This is a genomic window from Vibrio sp. JZG10 (assembly GCF_054064075.1).
On sequence record NZ_JBSUGE010000031.1, the window covers coordinates 13,778 to 33,805 of the forward strand.

The 20,028-nt window shown below is 44.9% G+C and carries 18 protein-coding genes and 5 pseudogenes; 15 read left to right on the forward strand and 8 right to left on the reverse strand.

The window, feature by feature from the left end; all coding sequences use genetic code 11:
- The first annotated feature begins 91 nt into the window (after positions 1-91).
- The 5 genes from ACWYVB_RS22570 (at position 92) to manA (ending at position 6,219) form a co-directional block, all read left to right on the forward strand.
- Positions 92-1,495, forward strand: coding sequence for a mannose-1-phosphate guanylyltransferase/mannose-6-phosphate isomerase (locus tag ACWYVB_RS22570; protein WP_457530245.1), 1,404 nt, complete (start codon positions 92-94; stop codon positions 1,493-1,495).
- Complete coding sequence (locus ACWYVB_RS22575) at positions 1,495-2,238, forward strand: WecB/TagA/CpsF family glycosyltransferase (protein WP_457530247.1); 744 nt, start codon at positions 1,495-1,497, stop codon at positions 2,236-2,238. Before ACWYVB_RS22570 ends, ACWYVB_RS22575 begins: the two co-directional genes overlap by 1 nt.
- Positions 2,238-3,668, forward strand: a complete 1,431-nt coding sequence (locus tag ACWYVB_RS22580; protein ID WP_457530249.1) for a phosphomannomutase — start codon at positions 2,238-2,240, stop codon at positions 3,666-3,668. Before ACWYVB_RS22575 ends, ACWYVB_RS22580 begins: the two co-directional genes overlap by 1 nt.
- Before the next feature lie 57 nt (positions 3,669-3,725).
- Positions 3,726-4,895: a nucleotide sugar dehydrogenase gene (locus tag ACWYVB_RS22585; RefSeq protein ID WP_457530251.1), complete on the forward strand. Its 1,170-nt coding sequence runs from the start codon at positions 3,726-3,728 to the stop codon at positions 4,893-4,895.
- Positions 4,896-5,031: 136 nt separating this feature from the next.
- Positions 5,032-6,219, forward strand: coding sequence for a mannose-6-phosphate isomerase, class I (gene manA, locus ACWYVB_RS22590; RefSeq protein ID WP_457530253.1), 1,188 nt, complete (start codon positions 5,032-5,034; stop codon positions 6,217-6,219).
- Between the two features lie 359 nt (positions 6,220-6,578).
- Here the strand turns inward: manA and ACWYVB_RS22595 are convergent, their stop codons facing one another.
- Complete coding sequence (locus ACWYVB_RS22595) at positions 6,579-7,895, reverse strand: ATP-binding protein (RefSeq protein ID WP_457530255.1); 1,317 nt, start codon at positions 7,893-7,895, stop codon at positions 6,579-6,581.
- A 312-nt stretch (positions 7,896-8,207) separates the two neighbouring features.
- On the reverse strand, positions 8,208-10,583 hold the full coding sequence (locus tag ACWYVB_RS22600) for a molybdopterin-dependent oxidoreductase (protein ID WP_457530257.1): 2,376 nt from the start codon (positions 10,581-10,583) through the stop codon (positions 8,208-8,210).
- Positions 10,584-11,133: 550 nt separating this feature from the next.
- Between ACWYVB_RS22600 and ACWYVB_RS22605 the strand changes: the two genes are divergently transcribed.
- Together ACWYVB_RS22605 and ACWYVB_RS22610 are read left to right on the forward strand one after the other, a co-directional pair.
- A complete protein-coding gene (locus ACWYVB_RS22605) occupies positions 11,134-11,550 on the forward strand; it encodes an HI0074 family nucleotidyltransferase substrate-binding subunit (RefSeq protein WP_213896842.1) in 417 nt (138 codons plus the stop codon).
- Positions 11,540-11,854, forward strand: a complete 315-nt coding sequence (locus ACWYVB_RS22610; RefSeq protein ID WP_213896843.1) for a nucleotidyltransferase family protein — start codon at positions 11,540-11,542, stop codon at positions 11,852-11,854. The genes ACWYVB_RS22605 and ACWYVB_RS22610 overlap by 11 nt, the downstream gene beginning before the upstream one ends.
- 64 nt (positions 11,855-11,918) lie before the next feature.
- Here ACWYVB_RS22610 and ACWYVB_RS22615 read toward each other — a convergent pair whose 3' ends face one another.
- Positions 11,919-12,128: a hypothetical protein gene (locus ACWYVB_RS22615; protein WP_457530259.1), complete on the reverse strand. Its 210-nt coding sequence runs from the start codon at positions 12,126-12,128 to the stop codon at positions 11,919-11,921.
- A 153-nt stretch (positions 12,129-12,281) separates the two neighbouring features.
- On the opposite strand from ACWYVB_RS22615, the pseudogene ACWYVB_RS22620 reads away from it, so the two are divergent.
- The 5 genes and pseudogenes from ACWYVB_RS22620 to ACWYVB_RS22640 all read left to right on the forward strand — a co-directional run bounded on the left by ACWYVB_RS22620 (position 12,282) and on the right by ACWYVB_RS22640 (position 14,796).
- Positions 12,282-12,484: pseudogene (locus ACWYVB_RS22620) on the forward strand (Txe/YoeB family addiction module toxin).
- Positions 12,485-12,680: 196 nt separating this feature from the next.
- Positions 12,681-12,929 carry a type II toxin-antitoxin system Phd/YefM family antitoxin gene (locus tag ACWYVB_RS22625; RefSeq protein WP_318080218.1) on the forward strand — a complete coding sequence of 83 codons (249 nt, stop codon included), beginning with the start codon at positions 12,681-12,683 and terminating at the stop codon, positions 12,927-12,929.
- Positions 12,919-13,176 (forward strand): annotated as a pseudogene (locus ACWYVB_RS22630) (type II toxin-antitoxin system RelE family toxin); the annotation flags it as partial. The gene ACWYVB_RS22625 and the pseudogene ACWYVB_RS22630, both read left to right, overlap by 11 nt.
- Positions 13,174-13,442: pseudogene (locus ACWYVB_RS22635) on the forward strand (DnaJ domain-containing protein); the annotation flags it as partial. The pseudogenes ACWYVB_RS22630 and ACWYVB_RS22635, both read left to right, overlap by 3 nt.
- Positions 13,443-13,596: 154 nt before the next feature.
- On the forward strand, positions 13,597-14,796 hold the full coding sequence (locus tag ACWYVB_RS22640; RefSeq protein ID WP_457530261.1) for a J domain-containing protein: 1,200 nt from the start codon (positions 13,597-13,599) through the stop codon (positions 14,794-14,796).
- A gap of 14 nt (positions 14,797-14,810) precedes the next feature.
- On the opposite strand, the gene ACWYVB_RS22645 is transcribed toward ACWYVB_RS22640, so the two are convergent.
- Positions 14,811-15,260 (reverse strand): hypothetical protein, encoded by a 450-nt coding sequence (locus tag ACWYVB_RS22645; protein ID WP_257888523.1) that lies wholly within the window; start codon positions 15,258-15,260, stop codon positions 14,811-14,813.
- A 222-nt stretch (positions 15,261-15,482) separates the two neighbouring features.
- Between ACWYVB_RS22645 and abiEi the strand changes: the two genes are divergently transcribed.
- Both abiEi and ACWYVB_RS22655 read left to right on the forward strand, forming a co-directional pair.
- Positions 15,483-16,022, forward strand: coding sequence for a type IV toxin-antitoxin system AbiEi family antitoxin (gene abiEi, locus ACWYVB_RS22650; protein WP_373273938.1), 540 nt, complete (start codon positions 15,483-15,485; stop codon positions 16,020-16,022).
- Positions 16,015-16,242: a hypothetical protein gene (locus ACWYVB_RS22655; protein ID WP_257888525.1), complete on the forward strand. Its 228-nt coding sequence runs from the start codon at positions 16,015-16,017 to the stop codon at positions 16,240-16,242. Before abiEi ends, ACWYVB_RS22655 begins: the two co-directional genes overlap by 8 nt.
- A 61-nt stretch (positions 16,243-16,303) precedes the next feature.
- Here the strand turns inward: ACWYVB_RS22655 and ACWYVB_RS22660 are convergent.
- From ACWYVB_RS22660 to ACWYVB_RS22675, 4 genes and pseudogenes are all read right to left on the reverse strand, one after another.
- Positions 16,304-16,476, reverse strand: a pseudogene (locus tag ACWYVB_RS22660) (AAA family ATPase); the annotation flags it as partial.
- A 222-nt stretch (positions 16,477-16,698) separates the two neighbouring features.
- Positions 16,699-17,319, reverse strand: coding sequence for a hypothetical protein (locus ACWYVB_RS22665; protein ID WP_257888526.1), 621 nt, complete (start codon positions 17,317-17,319; stop codon positions 16,699-16,701).
- Positions 17,316-18,476, reverse strand: a complete 1,161-nt coding sequence (locus ACWYVB_RS22670; RefSeq protein ID WP_457530263.1) for a tyrosine-type recombinase/integrase — start codon at positions 18,474-18,476, stop codon at positions 17,316-17,318. Before ACWYVB_RS22670 ends, ACWYVB_RS22665 begins: the two co-directional genes overlap by 4 nt.
- A gap of 251 nt (positions 18,477-18,727) precedes the next feature.
- Positions 18,728-19,015, reverse strand: a complete 288-nt coding sequence (locus ACWYVB_RS22675) for a hypothetical protein (protein WP_257888527.1) — start codon at positions 19,013-19,015, stop codon at positions 18,728-18,730.
- A 244-nt stretch (positions 19,016-19,259) separates the two neighbouring features.
- On the opposite strand from ACWYVB_RS22675, the pseudogene ACWYVB_RS22680 reads away from it, so the two are divergent.
- Positions 19,260-19,703 (forward strand): annotated as a pseudogene (locus tag ACWYVB_RS22680) (transposase); the annotation flags it as partial.
- Positions 19,704-20,028: the final 325 nt, after the last annotated feature.

Consider the following 20,028-nt stretch of genomic DNA (forward strand, 5'->3'; position numbering starts at 1 on the left):
GGCAATAAGCATTTCCTTAAAACTACAAATTAAACAGCGTCGGTAATACTCTAGTAGTGTTATTTACCTATAATATTTCAAAGGCTTAGAAATGATCCTTCCAGTAATTATGGCCGGCGGCTCAGGCAGTCGTCTTTGGCCGCTCTCTCGCAGCTTGTTTCCCAAACAATTTATTAGTTTGGCAAGTGATTTGACGATGCTGCAGGAGACCATGAAGCGTCTCAATGGTATAGAGCATTCAAATCCTCTTCTGATTTGTAATGACGAGCACCGTTTTTTGGTGGCAGAACAAATACGTCAGCTATCTGTTGAGTGCAGTGGCATTATTTTAGAGCCTGTCGGTCGAAATACTGCACCAGCTATCGCACTGGCAGCATTGCAGGCAACGCAGCAAGGTGAAGATCCGTTGTTGCTTGTTTTAGCCGCTGATCACGTGATTCAGGATCCCTCTGCTTTTATTGGTTCGGTGCAAAAAGCTATACAGCCAGCTAATGCTGGTGAGTTGGTTACGTTCGGCATCGTCCCCCATAAACCAGAAACGGGTTACGGCTACATAAAACAAGGACAGCAAATCGGCGATGGCTTCTCTGTTGATCAGTTTGTGGAAAAGCCGAGTTTAGATAAAGCGTTGGACTATTTGGATAGTGGTCAGTATTACTGGAACAGTGGGATGTTTTTGTTTAAGGCTTCTCGCTACCTACAAGAACTTAGAGAGTTTCGTCCAGACATCCTTAAAGCGTGTGAAGCGGCAATGAAGGGAGCACGGAATGATCTCGATTTTATTCGATTAGACGAAGCTGCCTTTTTGGTCTGTGCAGACGAGTCGGTGGATTATGCCGTAATGGAGAACACGAGCAGAGCTTTGGTGGTACCAATGGATGCTGGTTGGAGTGATGTTGGTTCATTTAATGCGTTGTGGGAAGTGTTGAATAAAGACAGTGATGGAAACGTCACCAGCGGAGATGTGTTAACTGAGCAAACGGCTAATAGCTACATCTATTCTCAAAACAAACTCGTGTCTACCGTGGGTGTGGATAACTTAGTCGTCATCGAAACAAAAGATGCGATTTTAGTGGCTGATAAAGACAAAGTTCAAGATGTAAAAAGTATAGTCAATCAACTCAAAAAGCAGGGACGCAGTGAAGCACTGCAGCACCGAGAGGTGTATCGACCTTGGGGATCGCATGATGAGATTGCCAATGGTAATCGTTACCACGTTAAACATTTGCGAGTAAAACCTGGAGAGAGAACTGCTCTTCAATTGCACCACCACAGAGCTGAACACTGGGTTGTTGTGGAAGGTACGGCAAAGGTTACCAATGGAGAGAAGAGTTACCTATTGAGTGAAAATGAGTCTACGTATATTCCTCTAGGAGCTCCACATCGCATAGAGAACCCTGGGAAAGTTGATTTACATTTGATAGAAGTTCGCTCAGGTAGCTACTTAGAGGAGGATGACATAGTGCGTTTGGAAGAGTATGAGGTAGGATACTAATGACTCAAGCGATAAGTGTTCTCGGATATCAGGTTACTTCAAAGAAGGTGGAGCATGTCGTCACGGATGCTTTGTCTACATCTGGTTTGAGTAAGGTTAATACTATAAATCCGCACTCTTATGTGGAATCAAAAAAGGATATTGACTTCAAAAGTGCATTGATAAGTTCTGATGAGCTCATTCCTGATGGCAGCGGTATTGTGCTCGCGGCTAAATTACTTCATGGTTCTGATATCAAAAAAATTGCTGGAGCAGACCTTTTTTTAGAGACTATGAGAAATCTAGAAAATAGGTCTGGGAAAGTCTTCTTTTTAGGAAGTACTGAGAGGGTTCTCGAACGTATTAATGAGAAAATTAGCACTGAGTTTCCAAGCGTGAAGGTGGAGACGCTATCCCCGCCTTATAAAAGTGACTTTACAAATGAAGACAAGCAGGCATTTGTTCAAGCTATAAACGCGTTCTCTCCTGATGTTATTTTTGTTGGATTGACTGCCCCGAAACAAGAAAAACTCATTGAAAGTATTTCATCAGAAGTAAGTGCAAAAATGATATCGGGAATTGGGGCTGTATTCGATTTTTATGCAGGTACAGTGAAGCGACCACGCCAACTTTGGTTGGATTTGCACTTAGAGTGGTTGGTTAGATTGCTTGGCGAGCCGAGACGACTATGGAGACGAACTTTTGTGTCTATGCCCATATTTTTGTTTGATTTGGTAGTTGAGAAGCTTAAAGGGAGTCGATAATGTTTTGCACTTCTAAAGTTATCGGTGATTCTGGCATTCAGTTTGGTACGAGTGGTGCTCGCGGTTTGGTTGAGCAATTTAGCCCAGAAGTTTGCGCGGCCTTTGCTTGTGCATTCATAAATAGTATTAAGGATGAGTTCCCATTTCAATCTGTAGCTGTAGCAATCGATAATCGCCCAAGCAGCCCTGCAATGGCTCAGGCAACGATCGCCGCGATCAAATCAATGGGGTTAAAGGCTGTTTATTTCGGCGTGCTCCCGACACCAGCACTAGCTTACGCAGCGATGCAAGCATCTGTCCCAAGCATAATGATTACAGGTAGTCACATACCTTTCGATCGCAATGGCATTAAATTCTATCGTCCAGATGGTGAAATTACCAAAGCTGACGAGCTAGCGATTTTGAGTGCTGAAGTGGAATTCGAACTCCCTAGTTTGCAACCTTTGAAAGCCTCAAACGAAGCTGCGGAGCTGTATGTTACGAGATACACAGACCTGTTTGACAAAGAGGTGCTGAACGGCAAGTGCATCGGTATTTACGAGCACTCTAGTGCTGGAAGAGATCTTTATCAGCCCCTTTTTGAAGCGCTAGGCGCGGATGTTGTGTCGCTTGAGCGTGCCGACGAATTCGTGCCGATTGATACCGAGGCTGTTGCTGAAGTTGATAAAGAGAAAGCTCGTGTTTGGTCTGCTCAACATAAGCTAGACTTTATCTTCTCTACCGATGGTGATGGTGATAGACCTTTAGTTGCCGATGAACATGGCGAGTGGCTACGCGGCGACATTCTCGGGTTGCTATGTGCAGAGATGATGAAGGTAGAGGCTTTGGCGATCCCTGTGAGCTGCAATACCGTGATTGAATCGTCGAACAAGTTCAAAAAGGTGTTGAGGACAAAAATTGGTTCGCCGTATGTTATCGAAGCTTTCTCTGAACTGTCGGAAACCTATCAAGCTATCGCAGGCTTTGAGGCTAATGGAGGCTTTTTACTCGGAAGTGATGTCGAGATTAACGGCAAACTGTTAAAGGCTCTTCCAACACGCGATGCCGTACTACCGGCACTAATGCTGTTGGCTGGGGCGAAAGACCGTGGAATTGCTCCACTTGTCAGTGCTCTTGCTCCTCGATTTACAGACAGTGACCGAATTCAAAACTTCGCGACCGAGAAAAGTAGAGAGATTATCTCCAAGGCGACAGGCCAAGAGCAGTTGTTGGTTGAGGCGTTAGGCTTAAATAATATGACGGTCACTAATGTTGATTATACCGACGGGCTTCGCATTACATTGAACGTAGGAGATGTTATTCACCTTCGTCCTTCTGGCAATGCCCCAGAACTACGTTGCTATGCTGAGTCATCAACTTCGCAGCGAGCTCAAACTCTGGTTGATCAAGTGCTTGCTAATGTGCAGAGTGTCAATGTTAATCAATGGTAAAGCTAGTCAAACTGGCTTTGTATCGCCTAAGAACTTTTACGATTTGGATGTAACTTAATGAAAATCACTATTGCTGGTACAGGCTATGTGGGTCTGTCCAATGCAATGCTGTTAGCGCAGCATTGTGAGGTCGTCGCGCTAGATGTGATCGCAGATAAAGTCGAGATGCTGAATAACCAGCAATCTCCAATTGTGGATGCAGAGATAGAATCCTTTCTTAAAGAGAAAGAGCTGAATTTCACAGCAACTTTAGATAAGAAGAAAGCCTACGATAATGCGGACTATGTTGTTATCGCTACTCCAACGGATTATGATCCTGAAACTAACTATTTTAATACTAAGTCTGTCGAAGCTGTTATTACTGATGTAATGGAGTTTAATCCAACGGCAACAATGGTGATAAAATCCACCGTTCCGGTAGGCTTCACTAAGTCTGTGCGTGAGAAGTTTGAGGTTGATAATATTATTTTCTCACCAGAATTCTTGCGAGAGGGAACGGCATTGTTCGATAATTTGCACCCCTCACGCATCATTGTTGGCGAGCGTAGCCAACGTGCGGAGATCTTTGCAAACTTACTCGTGGAAGGGGCAGAGAAAGAGAACATTGATGTGCTGTTTACCGATTCAACGGAAGCTGAAGCGATTAAACTGTTTTCAAACACTTATCTGGCTATGCGTGTTGCGTACTTTAACGAGCTTGATACATACGCAGAGACACATGGCTTAGATAGTCGTCAAATAATCGAAGGGGTAGGTTTAGACCCGCGTATTGGTGGCCATTATAACAATCCATCTTTCGGTTATGGTGGCTATTGTCTTCCTAAGGACACCAAACAACTTCTCGCTAACTACCAAGAAGTGCCAAATAACCTGATCCGTGCGATTGTGGATGCGAATACAACAAGAAAAGACTTTATTGCAGATAGTGTTCTAAGGCGCAATCCTAAAACAGTGGGCATCTATCGTCTTATTATGAAGTCGGGCTCAGATAATTTCCGAGCATCCAGTATACAGGGCATTATGAAACGTCTAAAAGCCAAAGGTATTGAGGTAGTGGTCTATGAACCGGTACTTAAGGAGTCAGAGTTCTTTAATTCTGCAGTTTTAACTGATTTAGACGAGTTTAAATCTTGCGCTGATGTCATTGTTTCTAACCGAATGGCGGAAGAGTTGTCTGATGTAGAGTATAAAGTATATACACGCGATCTTTTCAATGGTGACAAGTAATCTTAACGCTTAATTCAACGCTGCGTAATGAATAAAGTGTAGTTATAGAGCGATTAATAAAAAGAGCAGCGGAGTATACTTTCGTTGCTCTTTTTGTATTTAATTAATGAACAAGTATAAAAATGAGAGTTCAACAGTGACTATCTATAAACTTAGTAATTGCATTCAAAATTATGCTTGGGGTAGCTATACATCTTTGACTGAGCTATTTGGTATAGCGAATAGTGATGGCCAGACACAAGCCGAGCTTTGGATGGGCGCACACCCGAATGGATGCTCAGTACTGAAGTCTACAGGCGCTTTGTTGTCAACCTTTATCAAGCAAAACCAACAGGATGCCTTGGGAAGCTATTCGGCAATGCGATATGGTGAACTGCCGTATCTATTTAAAGTACTTGCTGCGCGAACGCCACTCTCTATTCAAGTCCATCCTAGCAAAGTAAATTCTGAGCGAGGCTTTGCTCGAGAGAACGAGCAAGGAATTGAGCTCACTGCTGCCAACCGCAATTATAAAGACCCCAATCATAAGCCTGAATTGGTCTATGCGTTGACTCGCTATAAAGCAATGAACGGTTTTAGACCAATTGAGCACACCATAGCGCTATTTGAGGAAGTCGGGATACCTAGCCTCGAACATGAACTCTCATTACTAAGGGACCACCCTAATTCTCAGGGCTTACAACACTTCTTTACTGCGTTAATGACACTGTCTGAAACAAGGAAATTAGCGGCAATGAGTGAGATTAAAGCGACATTTGAGCGCGATGACCTATCGGTACGGGCTCAACAGGCCATCGCCTACAGTCAAAGTTTTGCGCAGCATTATAAGGGGGATATCGGCATCCTAGCTCCACTCATTCTCAATATTGTGGAACTTGAGCCGGGAGAGGCTATGTTCTTGCACGCTGAAACGCCGCATGCTTATGTTGAAGGAACCGCATTGGAAATTATGGCAAGCTCAGACAATGTCCTTCGTGCAGGTTTGACACCCAAGCATATAGATGTGCCAGAGCTAATTGCAAACACTCGTTTTGAATCTACAGCGCCAGAACAGTTAAAGTTATCTCCAATCCGAAAGGAAGGTAGATTGAATTTTCCTGTACCTGTGGATGATTTTGCGTTGGATATTCTAACGGTCAAGCCGACAGTGAGTACGCAATATGTTCGGAGTGCGGAAATCTTATTCTGTTTGGAAGGCGAAGTAAACGTGTGGGCTGGAGAACATCGAGTTAGCCTTGAGCCCGGCGAGTCAGTCTTCATTCCTTACAGTACGCAATCGTATTGCTATGAGGGTGAAGGTAAGATAGCGAGAGCTCATAACTAATAGTCAAAACCCTTGGGGGTGATCGTTGGGGATCCTTTTTTGTCTTTGATTAACAGAGCGTTAGCGTAGCCTCCGTCTCAGCGGTGAGACAGAAGTGAGACACTTTTTTGTTGCTTTAAGACCCCAATAGGTTGGGAATACGAACCTATTGGGGATTCAAGCACGGAAATCGCATGAACATCGTAAGAAATTATCGACATTATTCCCATGTAAACCCAAGCCCCGATAAGGACAATAGTCATGATTTATGGAGGCTTTTATGTCATCTCTACAGCAAACTTGGTTGTGATTATATGCTTATTTTTGCAACAGGAATGACAGCACAATGAACGGTTTAAGATTAAGCCTTTAACTTTGGCCTAATTTAGCGACACTAAATCCTCCAGACTCATTCCCCGATAGCTCACTTCATACCCCTTGAATTTACTCAGTAGCTTTTGTGACTTGGCGATAAGCTGGGTCTTGCTGTAGCGTTTGATGTTCCTTTTCACTTCAATAAACACCACTTGCTTGTTGGCATCGTTCACCGCCACAATATCAATCTCGTTCTGATTACCTTTCTCCCAATAGGTGCCAATTTGGTTATACTCGCCTGATTCTGCAAGTATGGACTTGAAAAGTCGCTCTAACCAGGCCTCACTGTATTGCTCAAAGTCGCGCTCGATAACTTGCTGAACATAAAGCAGGTTGCCTACCTCGACACTGCTTTGGTTTTTGTGGATGTAGCGAAACCAGAAATTGAGAAACGCATCTTTGATTTGGTATTTAACCATGCGGCCGCCAGGCTTGCTCAATATCGGGACAATCCGCTCAATGATATCAAATTCCTCCTCCAGCTTTTTCAGCTGTGGCCCAACCGAGTACTGCAGCATCGACTCGATATCACTTCGGCTGGTTTTACCTGATGCAATGGCGGATAAAATGGAAAAGTAGTTGCTTTGTTCGCGACCAAACTCCTCCGTCAGTCGGTATTTGCCTTCCTCTAACGTTAATGAGAACTCATCAATCAACTGTGGCCATAAACTTTGCTTTGGGTCACATTGCACCAGCCACTCCAGATACTTAGGGATCCCCCCACTAAAGCAATACCATTCAAGCAAAGCCTCAGGGTTAAAACAGCCATGATCACTCATCATAGCCTTAATGAAGGTTGGTTTGAGTGGCTGAAGGTTGATCCGATGATCTGCACGGCCAAACAGTGGCTGCTTACTGTTTTGAAATAGGTGCGTCATCATTGAGTAGAGTGAACCACAGCAAACCAGGTGCATGCGAGAGTCGAGGCGATGGCTGTCCCAGAGGTTTTGCATGTCAGAGAAAAAACTGGCGTTCACCTTCTGGATGTCTTGAAATTCATCCATGATCACGGTGATCGGGTTGGATTTGGCGTACGTGAGTAGGATCTCCAAGATAGCTGTGAGCGAATCTGGCTGGCCATAAATGGGGAGATCCAACTGAGCCTTGATTTGCTCGGTAAACTCTTCGGCAAGCAGTGGCTCTGCCTTTCTGGAAACAAACAGATATAAGACATTTTTCCCTTCAAGCGCTTGCTTTAGCAAGGTGGTTTTACCCACGCGTCGACGGCCTACCATCATAGTTAGCTGGCTGTATTCATGGTGGGCCGTGTCGGTCCATCGTTGTAAATTTTTCAGTTCAGATTGGCGGTTGTAAAATCTCATAGCTATACCTTAATCATAATTACTGTAAATTTTAGTACAGTAATTATGATTTGTTAAGGTGCTTTTTTGGTAAACGTCCACCAGCAGGGTCCCCGAATGTTATTAACGCACCTATCCTTAATTTTCCAGGGTATAAAATAGGCTTTGCTTTATTACCTAACTGTGATCTTATACTGCCTAGTGTTGTCGGTGAGTAATAAGTGATTTAGTTTCAGACATTTAGAGAGAAATTGAGCATATTGAATGACCCTCGTCAGTCAAAAAAGGTGTGCGGAGCCTCAGTAAAGAGTAGAAACCCTGCAGCTACGTTAGCTACTCGACAGACATCTCAGGCGGGTCAAATACAGTTATCTCTGGCAAATCGCCTTCGAATTTCTCTATATTGACTAATGCACTATGAGCCGCAGTACTTTGTGACAATTTCGATGTACGTTTATCATGAGTGAGAACATTCGGGTTACCATGCTTATCAAGGCTGACTTTTTCACTTGGATTCATCGGGTCATACCATGAACCAGTACACAAATAGATGGTTCTTTCTCGAATGTCTTCAGTAACAACAGCGCCAGCTAGACAAGCCCCTCGGTCATTAAAAATTTTAACGATATCTCCGTCTTCAATACCTCGAGCCTTCGCATCTACTGGGTTGATCATCACTGGTTCACGGCCTTTAATCTTAGCGTTTCGACTGTAACTGCCTGAATCGAGTTGGCTATGCAGCTTTGTTTTCGGCTGCCCTGAAATCATATAAAGCGGGAATGTTTCCGCTTGCTTTGAATTCAACCACTCTGTCGGAGGTAGCCAGGTAAACTGCCCTGGGCAATCTTCGTATCCAAACGAGGCAATACGTTCGCTGTAGAGCTCGATCTTACCGCTTGGTGTGGTTAATGGATGCAAATCTGGGTCTTGTCTAAATTCTGCAAGCAGTACGGCTTCCGGGTTCGGATCCGCGAACTCGATAACGTCTCCATTCAAAAACGCATCAAAATCAGGAAGCTCAACACCTAACTTTTTCGACTCAGGGATCAGCTTTTGCCACATGCTCTCAAGCCATTGACGTGAGGTCTTGTTTTGAGTGAAGTCCTCTTCGATATCCAAACGCTTTGCGATTTCTGTGAAAATATCAAACTCATCACGAGCTTCACCAATGGGCTCAACGACTCTAGGCATAGGGATCAAGCTGTTGTCACGGGAGCCAGCACCGATATCTTCTCGCTCTAATGTTGTCGTTACTGGTAATACAATATCGGCAAACCTTGCTGTTGCTGTCCAGTTGATTTCATTGACGATGATGGTTTCAGGTTGCTGGAAGGCCTCAACTAAGCGGTTAATATCTTGATGATGATGAAATGGATTACCACCGGCCCACCAAACCATACGGATATCCGGATAAGTCAGATTCATACCGTTGTATTGATATTCATCCCCCGGATTGAGCAACATATCGGAAATACACGCTACCGGAATAAACGTGTCGACGTTGTTTTTGCGCTGCGGGAATGCTGGCCAACGAATAGGGCGATGCATCAATCCAATCCCACCGTCAGAGCCATACGCAATAGCGTAGCCACCACCAGGTAAGCCAATTTGACCAAGCATCGAAGCTAAAGTGATCGTTCCCCAAAGCGTTTGTTCGCCATGTTCAGTTCTCTGAACCCCTGCGGCTGTACAGATAAAGGTGCGAGACTTGGCCATTTGGCGAGCAAGTTGTTTGATGCGTTCTGCTGGGATTTCCGATAAAGCGCTGGCCCACTCTGCTGTTTTAGCGACGCCGTCTTTCTCACCAAGCAGGTACGCCTTAACTTCGTCAAACCCAACGGTATATTTGTCGAGGAATGCATTGTCATGAAGGTCTTCAACAAGCAAGGTGTGTGCAAGTCCCAGCATGATCGCTGAATCAGAGCCTGGGACTGCAGCCAGCCACTCAGCTTCAATTTCTGCCGGAGAATCTGAGCGACACGGGTTGATGTCAATAAACTCTACACCCGCTTTGCGGCATGCCAGTAGTTCGTCTTTCAATCGGTGACGGGCGCAACCACCAGGAGAAACTTGAGCGCTCTTAAGTGGCACACCACCAAACATAACAACCAACTCGCCCTCTTTAGCAATCGTTGACCAACGAGTAGCCGTCGATGTCAATTTATTAAAGTCACCGACAATATGTGGTAACAGGATAAGTGCAGTGTTGTAGCTGTAGTTACCTTCACTACTTACAAATCCACCAGCACAGGCTAAGAATCGCTTAAGCTGACTTTGAGCATGATGAAAACGACCAGCACTGCCCCAACCATAGGAACCGCCGAATATCGCTTCGTTTCCGTGCTCGTTACGGATGGACTTAACAGCATTGCTGATAAGGTCGAAGGCTGTTTCCCAAGAAACCTCAACAAAAGGTTCTTGACCCCTGGTGTTATTTTTATGTTGTGGCCCGTTCTCTAGGTAGCTCTTACGAACAGCCGGTTTCTTTATTCTGGCTGATCCATAAAGAGAGCTATGCATGTTGTCATTGATAGGAGAAGGAGCCGTATCAATTGGGTGTGCACTGACGCGGACTAATTTGCCGTCTTTGACCTCTGCAATCCCTGCCCCCCAGTGACTGGAGGTTGTGTACTTTTTCGTCATATTATTACTTGGGTAAATGGTTAGAACATTACTATTACCGCTAGGTTGGCCAACAACGTTTGTCATAGATACCTAGCAAAAGGAATTGGCTGAAGTTTACCTTTGTGGAACACGATTGTTCCAGACCTCATTCAGGCTGTTTAAGAATACGTTATTACCAATACATTGAGTAAAGACAAGACCCAAGCAAGACGTTCTTTGTAACGCAATTGGGAGCTGTTTGCTTTTCAATGTAAGCTTTTAGCAAAATCGGCGTAAACCATCGCCTGATGAGGGCGGTGATATAAGTCGAAATTGCGATAGCAATTTAAATTATCTATATTCGAATTTCTGTAACGAAAACCAAGTGCAGAAAGTAAAACCGATTTTTAACAGTGCATTTGATGTATTGCGCCATATGAGGGATGAGTTGTCCGTCTTCACATTGAACCGGACTGAATGTTCATTATGCTCGGGAATTCGCAACAGCACCTGATAGCGATATCAGCCCCTTTTCCTTGCGGGGGAGTCAGCCAGAAGAGGCCCATCCAGCGAGGGCGGGCGAGTGGCCATTGATGGCTTATAGGGATTGATGTAGTGTATTCATTCAGAACCTTTGGATCATAGAGCAGAAGAGATGTCTTTTAATCCTTTACGTTGGAAACAACGGCTGCAAAACTTACAAAAAGCGCAATTGCGTTTAATGAAAGCTTGCGCACAAGACTCTTACAATGAACTAGAGCTGGCAGGACTTATTCAAACCTTTGAGTTTTCCTTCGAGTTGACTTGGAAGACGCTGAAAGATCTACTCGAATTTGAAGGATATGATGCTGCATCACCTCGGAGTGTTATTCGAACAGCGTTAGAAGCGAACCACCTTTCTCCCAACCAATGTGAAACGTTGCTCGAGGCACTGGGTAAACGAAACTTCCTCACTCACACTTATGATGAAGAGAATGTGCTACAAGCCCAAGCGTTAATATTAGAAGAGTTTGAGCCTGTTATTACTGCTATCACTCAATACTTAACGGAGAAAAGCAACAATGACGAGTAATGGTGTTCAGGAAAATGGACTTAAAGTGAAGCACCAACAACAACTCATCGCGCTTTTGACACAACACCCGCATGTTTGTGCGGCTTGGTTATTTGGTTCAAGGGCCATTGGGACCTTCAAACCTAACTCGGATATTGATCTTGTTTTAGAAGGTGAGCAGTTAGATTTAACAGACGTTGCTGAGCTTTTGACTCAAATTGAGCTTACGACTATTCCGTACAAGGTTGATATTCTGATCAAGCATAAAATCAAAAATGATAAGTTGATTGATCATATTGAAAAACATGGGGTGAGATGGGTTTGATGCGTCTTTGTTGGATTGTATCTAGCGGCTAACTGGCGTGTGCCTGCCTTTCATTTCGTTGATATCATCGTGCCCTTTGCCAGTCATTGCGCCAATACAGAAATGAGTTGCCCTTCTGTTCCTCATCTTGACTTTCGCATCGATGAAGAAACAAAGCGTTTGGCTCAAAGGCCATCGATTGAGCGATGCCTGCCGTAACTTTACGGAGCAACTCGCTGATGAGTAGCTTAAATTGGAAGATCATGACGCTTGGATTACTGAACAGGTTAATCATGCGTTTACGCGCCTAGAGCATGGAGAAGCTCAGTTTGTATCGCCCGATAAGGGCGGTGATATAAGTCGAAATTGCGATAGCAATTTAAATTGTCTATGTTCGAATTTCTGTAACGAAAACCAAATGCAGAAAGTAAAACCGATTTTTAACTGACTGACCAAGAACCCCCTTAAAAGTATTAATAAGGCCCGATTACAGATGCAAAGCGATCACCATTTGAAGGCATTGGCAAACCTGAACCATTGAAAGAGCACTTAACTGGTTTCTGGTCTCGCAGGATTGACGATACAAATAGACTCGTTTATGCCGTTAATGATTCACATTTAACGATAATTGCTTGTCGTTATCATTACTAATTGAATCGCAGTAAACAATAAGGATTAAGGTGATGTGAGCAACGCAATACCTTAGCCTCCGCACAATACCTTAAACACATACACCGACGCATAGTAAACATGCCACGCGTTGCGAATCACTCTTAATCCTTATTTGTTATACCGCTTGGTTGAGGCTAAAGTGACCAACATAAAGACCACTTAAGAGACCGATTATATGACCACTAGAATTTTAGCCGATGTTGCTGCAAGCATTACCGAGTTGAAAGCTAACCCTATGAAAGTTGCAACTAGTGCTTACGGCGAACCTGTTGCTGTATTAAACCGAAATGAGCCCGCATTTTATTGTGTACCTGCCGAAGCGTACGAAATGATGATGGACAGACTCGAAGAGCTTGAACTACTCGCTATCGCTAAGGAGCGTGAGTCTGAAGAGAGCATTTCGGTAAATATTGATGACCTATAAACTCGACTTTAAAAAAAAGGGTGCACTCAAAGAGTGGAAAAAGCTTGGCTCTACTCTGCAACAACAGTTTAAGAAAAAGCTGATAGAACGCTTAGATAACCCACATGTTCCGGCTTCAAAGCTTTCTGGAGCTGACAACATGTATAAAATTAAGTTGCGTCAATCTGGCTACCGTCTCGTCTACAAAGTTGAAGACGGTGTCATCATTGTAACCGTCTTAGCAGTCGGAAAACGCGAACGTAGTGAGTCGTCATATCATCAAGCGAGCGCTACGCTTTACAGCGATAAACAGATAACCAAGTTGTATCGCCAGCTGGCCAAACAATTACACCCAGACAAAGAAATGGACGAAGAGAAGACATCTGAGAAAAGCGCACTCATGCCGCAACTATCACAAGCGAAGAAAGACAAAGATGTGGTGACCTTGTTTATGTGAGCTCAGCAGCACCTTTCTGATCATGAGATGTGATGGATGAAGGTATGCTTGAACGCTTAACGATGACCGAAAAAATTGGGAAAACTTGCAAAGTTGGGTAGAGCAGCCAACGCTTTTCGTCTCCGGGCAATCGTTCCACTTGGGGGGCTGGGAGATTGAGCTAAAGCAACGAATGAAACATTAGGCCCAAAGTGATAAATTGTACCATCACATTTATAGGACTTTGTAGGTATGCCAACAATCACTCTCACCGCCTTGACAGCGACGCAGCCGACGATCGCAAAGAAGAGCAAGCTCAATCAACTTTGGAGCGATATTGAAAAGAAGCGTCAGCGCAATCAGAGGTATCAAGTTAAACTCGATAAGTTTTATCAAGAGTTTAAAACATCGACAGAAGCGACCGAGCAAGCCGTCTGTTTAGCGACAGAGGCCTGGATTCAACACTTGATTTCCTTCATACCACGTAAAACCATCAAAAGTGCCCAGCGTGAGGCTTTGTATGATTGGCTGCAAGAAGAGCTTTCGGTTTTAGAGGCCAACCCGTTCAACCCTGTTAACACCAAAGACTTGCGCGAAGCATTCAATCAGGCGCTGCTTGCGGATACCTCACATGCCCCGATGCCAGATGACGTTCCTACCGAGGTGCTTGAGGCGTTTCGTAAAGAGCTTGAGATGATGATTGGTGATGAAATCGAATTGTCTCACGAAGAGCTGATTGAAATGATGAGAGAGCCGCACAAGTTCCAGGCTTACCTGCAAGGGCTTTTAGCGGAAAAAATTGACGCTGACAGTAATGAAAAGGAAGACGCATTTGATTGGGGCGCAGAGGACTTTTTCTCGGGTGATGATTCAAATCATGAGTTGAACGCGCCTTTCTCACCGATGAGTCAAGCGCTGTATAGCGATAAACAGATGACGAAGTTGTATCGGCAATTAGCTAAGCACTTACACCCAGATAAAGAAACAGATGTCACCAAAAAAGATGAAAAAAGTGCGTTGATGCAGCAGCTATCACAAGCCAAGAAAGAAAAAGATGTGGTTGCACTGCTTTTGATGGCTCAGCAGTACCTGCCTGATCATGAAATGGTAATGGACGACAAATTGCTTGCGCGTTTAGAGGCAACGCTCAAAGAGAAAGTGGCTCTGTTAAATAGAGAATACCAAGCGCTGAGGAACGGTGATGATATAAAGAGTATTATTTGGCAGAAGTTTGGTGGAGGAAACAAAGTTTCCCGAGAAAGAGAACTCAGCCAATACCGTCATTCTCTACAACAAGAGGCGCAAGAGTTGCATCAGCGATGTCAAGAGGTGAGAACGGTCAAACACCTTCAACAGCTCTTGAAAGAGCGAGTTGATGCGGCGCGTTTTCATCAACAGTTGATGAGTATTGAACCCTTCGATTTTTTTGCTGCTGAAGACGATTGGTTTTAGCCAAGAGCATGCCATCATATCGGGTCAAGTCGGTCGATGTAGAGGGCGGCTGGTTTGTTTTTATCAGCCGTCGCCAGCAAACCACCACCCACTGAGTTTCCAACATCCATGATCATCACCCATTGTTCGCCATACCCGACGAGTCGTTCCGGAGCATAAGACCGCTGATCCATCGCAAGGCTCATGGCCTGGGTTAAGCGGAGGTGTTGCAGCCACAAATCTCCCTGATTCACCGGATACTCTCGGCAGCAACACGATGCTGACGCGAGCCAAAACTTAATCAATGGCAGATCAGGATAGCGTTGGTGTAACTCAAGGTCAAAATAACAATGGCGCTGACAGCCAAAACACGCGGTTACGTGCTCATTGAGGGCATGAAACAAAGTGGTATCGTGTCGGTATTGCTGCCAGCCACGCTGGGCATACAGCGACAGGCTGTCTTTTAAAAGTGCCGAAGGTTGCAAATCAAAGGGCGCTTCGGACTGCCACCATTTTTCAGCTTGACTGCCAAAATCAAGTGTATACTTATACCGCCTTTGGGTGTAATAGCGATTCACTTAAATGTTGTTTTTGGAATTAAGTAATGAGTTATACAGCTTAAACCTGTAACAACCTACTACTTGTTGGTTTTTTGTTAAGTGGGTGGTTATGCTGCCTATAGCTGTAAGAACTATAGACTTAAAATGATGAGACAAGAATTAGCTATTAAGAGACTTAACGAGCTAGATTCAAAGGGTCGGTATGTCTTTTTACACCGAGATTTAGCCAAAATTTTTCACGAAGATTCCACTCGGTCATTGAACGATAGCCTAGCTCGCCTAGTAAAAACAGGATTACTAGAGCGACCAGCGAGAGGGGTCTACGTATACGGCTTATCAAAAAACAAAAACACCTCAAAGACAATTGAGCTTATTGCTATCGCTCTTAGAAGAGGCGAGTACAACTACGTAAGCCTTGAGTCGGCATTGTCTTCTTACGGGGTTATTTCTCAAATCCCAGTAGACAGACTTACCTTGATGACAACAGGGGCTAAGGGAACATACAAGACAAATTACGGAGTAATCGAATTCACTCATACAAAACGATCAGTTTCAGATATTTTAAGTCAGGTGATCACTATCGACAGGCCGCTTAGGGTTGCATCAAAGGTTGCTGCATTAAGAGATTTGAAGCGCGTGGGTCGTAATACGCATTTGATTGATATGGAGGCGATGGTAGATGACTAAGGCGAAAGAAGATTTTGATTTGTTAGTGGAGATGGCGCTCGCTCAGGGTGGCACAAAGGATATGCGCCCCGTCATTGAGAAGGAGCTCCTTCATTACGATATCTTGTTTGCATTAGATGAAGCGAAGTTGCTAGATCGACTCGTTTTCGAAATTACGTGGATAGTAAATACAGTTATACGCCATATATGTTGGCGTGGCGGTGCTTATCGCAGCTCTTAAATACACTTCTTAGGGTGACTACTCTTTACCTCCACTAGAACGATGTGGACAGGGTGTCTGTGATCATAAATTCGATCCTGGCTCTGGCGTCCCCCAGGAAAAGTTTGGTTCAATGCCCAATACGGCCAACTCTTGCTGCACATAGCCTTTATACTCAAACCTTGAGTCTTGAATCGCCTGATAATGGCTGCCTGGCCTATGATTGAGCAGCCTTACGTCAAATAAAAACCACTTATCTGTTACCGCCGATGTCAATTGCTCCATTTGGGGCAACAATATCCTGAGCCTGATTTTATCGCGATATTATTACAAAAGCGGTCTTTCTGAAGGTAGTTGACGCTGTCGTGCTCCCGTTTTATTCAGAGCACCGATTGGTTGGTCGGTGCTCCCTCTTTACTTTTTTCCTTTCTAGTGTTGGTCACCGGAGTGGGTTGCGTTTTTTATTGCTTGCTGACCTCAGTATGGTGAGGGATAGCAACAATGCCAAAACTGAAATCCCAATGCCTTGAACGGCAGAAAGGGTTGGTCACTGCAAACCACCACCCACTGAGTTTCCACATCCATGATCATCACCCATTGTTCGCCATACCCGATGAGTCGTTCCGGATCATAAGACCGTTGCTCCATTGCAAGGCTCATGGCCTGGGTTAAGCGGAGGTGTTGCAGCCACAAATCTCCCTGATTCACCGGATACTCTCGGCAGCAACATGATGCTGACGCGAGCCAAAACTTAATCAATGGCAGATCGGGATAGCGTTGGTGTAACTCAAGGTCAAAATAACAATGGCGCTGACAGCCAAAACACGCGGTTACGTGCTCATTGAGGGCATGAAACAAAGTACTATCGTGTCGGTATTGCTGCCAGCCACGCTGGGCATACAGCGACAGGCTATCTTGTAAAAGTGCCGAAGGCTGCAAATCAAAGGGCGCTTCGGACTGCCACCAAAGCCGTTGTACATCTTGAGATAACCCGCCTAATGCGATGATGGTCAGCGTATTGTCATGCGCGTGTTGAAAATCAAGCAAGGCATGAAGCTTATCCCATTGCGCTTCAAATGAGAGAGTATCATTCATCATAGTCCCTCCTGTTTCATCAGCTCATTAAACGCACTGCCATCGCTTCTTGATGCATTGGCCACATACGGGGCATAGACTTTGAACAATAAGCTCGTATCACTGTGCCCAAGCATGTGCGAGATATAAAGCGGGTTTTCGTGTGCGGCGATATGAAGGACGGCGGCGGTATGTCTGGTTTCATAGGGGCGTCGGCGTTTAAGGCCCGCTTTTTCAAGCGTTGGATACCACAGTTTTTTGCTGACAAAGTGGGTGTCGAGTGGCTTTCCTTGGTGGGTAAACACAAAAGGCGAGTCATCCGTTTTTTGTTCTTTTAGACGGGTAAACACCGCTAGCAGGGTGTCACACATTTTGAGCTCTCGGCGTGATTTGGGGGTTTTCACGTCCCCCAGTTCGCCATTAACCATATTCTGACGAACACAAATGAGGCGGTGCTCAAAGTCGATGTGCTCCCAATGTAGGCCATGAATTTCACAACTGCGGATCCCGGTCCAGAATCGGACGATAAAATAGTCACGCCACTGGGCAGGTACTGTCTCTAGAAAACGCTGAACTTCCTGTATGGTCATCGGGTGAGAATCGGCTTTTTCTTCTTTGAGCGTTTTATAGCGACGAAGTGGGTAGGTAAACTGGTGCTCATCTGCGGCGAGGCCTAAAATGGAGACCAGCGGCCAAAAGATGCCGTTGATGCGTTTGTTGGAGAGCTTACGATGGCCCTTGTCGTCCCGTTGGTTGATGAGTGTTTCTCGAAAGAATTCCACATTGGCGAGCGTCACTTCATTAATGAGCGTGTTGCCAAAATTTGGGATCAGATAAAGGTCTAAGGTGTTACGCACTGTTTGTTGATAGCTGTTTTTCCATTTGCCTTTTTGGCGGTCAAACCACTCGTTGGCGAAATCATCAAAAAATGGATAAAGACGGTCGGGGTGCTTTGCTCGTTGCAGCGCCTCAAAAATCCGGACCTTTTTGCTTTCGGGAAAATAGTCGCGATATTGGAAGGTGTTCAACGCGATCTCAGCATTCATTTGCTTGAGAAGGGCTTTGGCTTGACTGAGGTTTTTCGGGGTCGCCATTTGCTTTGTGCCTTCACGAAAGCGGCGGCCGTACAAATGAAGATCGAATTGAATGCGCCCGTTTGGGCGAATACGAATGTGCGCCATGTTGGCCTCCATCAGTATGAGATCCGTAAATAGATCTGTCCCTGACCGATGGAATTCGTTAGAATCGAGCCATCGGCTGGGTCGGGTTTAAACGTTCGGGCAGCCGATACGGGGTAGGAAGGTTGCCGCCTTCCTATCCCAACTGCTTGTTTGATTTCCGCATAATGCCGTTTGGGGCACTATTGGTGAAAATCTCATCAATTACCATATCAGGTGCTGGATATTTGTCCAGTGCTTTTTTTCGGCAAATGTTAAATGTCATCATAGCCAACCATGTCAATCCGAGCTGTTTCATCATCCACTTTGCCTTCGAGCTTCGCCTCGAGTTTGTTTTTGGCGTCTAGGACCAGTGAGAGCTTATCGGGCGCGACATCGTCGACATACGCGTAAGGGTGCTCGCCTTTCACATCATTATAAAAGCCAAGCTTATACACGCCTTCACTCGCATTTTTGAGTAGCGCAAGTTTGATCTGCTTAGCCGACGTGATGTCCGTTATCGGCACTTTCGCCAGCTCACTTAAATTGATGCGATGCACCATGTCGTGTTTGTGTTTGATGTCTTTGGCATTGAGAAAGGCATTTTCGCCGGTCTCCAGCTTGACATCCTCCCCTCGCTAAACCGAGGGGGTTCCTACAGCTAGACGGCGATGCCCCACCGCGAGAATGTTGTTGGCCGCATTTATATCGCGTGCTCTGCTCCGCACTCAGAGCACACCCATTTTCTTATTCCAAGACAAGCTCTACCTTTCGGACTGCTATTAGGGATAACCCCGCAGCACGAACAGCATGTTCGAGTTCGACCAAGAAGCCATGACCTGTCGGTGCCCTGCAGGAAATATGATGCGCATCAGCAGCAAAAATGCAGTAATACGTGGAGAGCGTGGCACTCAGTTTTGTGGCTATTTAAACGACTGCCGACAATGTATTCATCAGTCGCAGTGCATGAGAAAACCACCGGGTAAGCAGCAAGGCCGACAAGTCTTCTTTATCTACAAAAAAACCAAAGACTTTGACCACATGCAAGCCATGAAAGACAAGATTGATAGCCCTGAAGGCAGGTGGCAATACAGTAAACGGCTTGGATATGTTGAGCCTGTTTTTGTCAACATCACGATCAATAAGCAGATGAATAGGTTCACGCTTAGAGGAAAAGAGAAAGTGAACGCCCAATGGGCGATGTTCAGTATGCTCCATAACATAGAAAAGCTGCGAAATCACATCGAATAGAAGGAAAAATCTCCAAAAAGAGCTAAAAATTCCGCCAAGCTCTCCTTTCTACTCTACACCTTCCGCTGTCATGGTAAGCACCAATATCACAGCGCAGTATTTAAGCTGATCTAGACCGCGCAACTAACCCTAAAATCGGATGAAATTGGCTAAAAATAGAGAAATTCTACAGCCTTAACGCCGCGAATCACTCTTAAATGGTTGTGATCTTAAACTCGATGCTCAGAGACGGTGTAATGTGGGATAACAATAGCGCCAAAAATTAACGATTGACGCCATAGTTGTTATATGCCTAGTTCATGTCTATAATTGATGCGCATACAAC